The organism is Candidatus Hydrogenedentota bacterium, assembly GCA_035450225.1.
GTDB lineage: Bacteria > Hydrogenedentota > Hydrogenedentia > Hydrogenedentales > SLHB01 > DSVR01.
This window is the reverse complement of the sequence record DAOTMJ010000109.1, coordinates 1-1,524: the sequence shown is the minus strand read 5'-3', so window position 1 is coordinate 1,524 and position 1,524 is coordinate 1. Positions and strand designations below refer to the sequence as shown.

The 1,524-nt window shown below is 62.7% G+C and carries 3 protein-coding genes; all 3 read right to left on the bottom strand.

Annotated features, from left to right (window positions below):
* Positions 1–82 precede the first annotated feature (82 nt).
* Entirely contained in the window at positions 83–589 is a 507-nt protein-coding gene (locus P5540_19930; protein HRT67084.1) for a hypothetical protein, read from the bottom strand.
* Complete coding sequence (locus P5540_19925; GenBank protein ID HRT67083.1) at positions 586–1,236, bottom strand: hypothetical protein; 651 nt, start codon at positions 1,234–1,236, stop codon at positions 586–588. The genes P5540_19930 and P5540_19925 overlap by 4 nt, the downstream gene beginning before the upstream one ends.
* On the bottom strand, positions 1,236–1,524 hold a 289-nt coding region (locus P5540_19920), incomplete at its 5' end, for a hypothetical protein (protein HRT67082.1). The genes P5540_19920 and P5540_19925, both read right to left, overlap by 1 nt.

Sequence of the window (1,524 nt, the reverse complement as noted above, 5' to 3'; positions counted from 1 at the left end):
TGGCCCCAACGCGCTTCGCCGGCACGGACACCCGCGCCCCGCCTTTTTCCATTTCGATCTCTTTTTCCATTTTGTTTCTCCGTTAGCAGAACGCAGGGTTTCTAAAGTGAACGACAATCGACATGCCCATGAAGTTGGCCCCGTCGCCGCTCATAGGGGCGTCACCGCCTTCCCACCGCAACGCCCAGTCAGCAAACGTGGCCGCGTTGACGTTGGCTTCCAGTTCGTCCTTGAATGCGGCGTAGACTTCCGCCGATTCGTTTCCCTTGCGGAACGCCCCGAACAGCTCCATCAGCACGCGCTCGGCTTCTTCGTACATGGCGCGGACCTGCGAATGGTCCTGATCGTCATCGTTCCACGTACCGCAGATGACGCGGCAGGTGGCAATCTGGATTGCCGGGTTGCCGTCTTCCGTGGCGGGGGCGGCGCACTGGACGCTCACCATTGGGAAACTGCGGTCCTTGCTTTTCTTCCACGTCGGGTCGGATGCCAGCGACTGCCAGGGGCGAACCACTACGCCCTCGCCCAGCGTGGCGAACTGGCGCAACACGGCGGCAACAGCGATCTCGATTGCGGCGGCGGTGTTCATTTCGCTCCCAGTTTCTTCACGGCCTTGTCTGTTATCTGCCGCTCCATGTTACGGGCGGCCCTGGCGAACGCGGTTTCCACGGCCTGGGGGCCGCCCTGTAGCGCGGCGGTCGCGTACTCGACCCGGCTGACAAGGCGGGCCTCAGGGTTGTCACCCCGGTACACGCCGCGCCCGTATGACAACTGATCCCCTTTTCGGCGGGCGGAACTGCTTGCCCCCTGTGTGCCGATTCCGCGCAACGCAAGGCCGGCAGCCGCCGCCGCGCTTCTCCAAGCCATCTTGGCCAACCCACGGCGTCCGATGATGACGCGCTTGTCCCGTTTGGCCGCGCTCTTGTCCTTTGCCCAGATGCGGAAATCCTTGCGGACACCACCCTGCAAGCTAGTCACCTCAAACTCGCGGTTTACATAAAACCGGCCGCGCTTTTCATCGAACTTGCGGTTGCCGCTCCACTGTCCCGTCTCCCTAAAATCTCTGTGCTTTGGCGCAACCCGCGTACTGGCCCCGATGGACGCGGCAACGGCTGTAGCAGCCGTCCTGACCGCCTGCCCCATGCTCATGCCGATGGACCGTTGCGCCCGGTCGATCTGCCGGAACAGCGCGTCCACGTCGGCGCGGGGAAACTCGATTGACACGGCTACGGGCATCAGGCGTACTCCGCTTCAAGGGTGAGGCCGTAAATGCCGTCCGTGGGGCCGCTGACGGCCACAATCCGCGCGGGCTTCCACCCAGCATCACCTGGACGCTGGAACAAAATCGCCTGGCCTTCCGGCTTCCCATTCCCAAACGCCTCAACCCAATCGGCCTCTAGTACCTTGATCAACGACGCAACCGCCATCAACTGACCCTCTTCCGTGTTCGTTCGCGTTGTATCGAAACGACCGCACAGGCATCTGTCTAGTTGCTTGCGACCGATTCGGATGCTCGCCCGCATG

What these genes read in the sequence shown, in the direction of transcription:
- P5540_19930 (HRT67084.1), bottom strand. Translation starts at nt 589, where the DNA reads ATGAACACCGCCGCCGCAATCGAGATCGCTGTTGCCGCCGTGTTGCGC.
- P5540_19925 (HRT67083.1), bottom strand. Translation starts at nt 1,236, where the DNA reads ATGCCCGTAGCCGTGTCAATCGAGTTTCCCCGCGCCGACGTGGACGCG.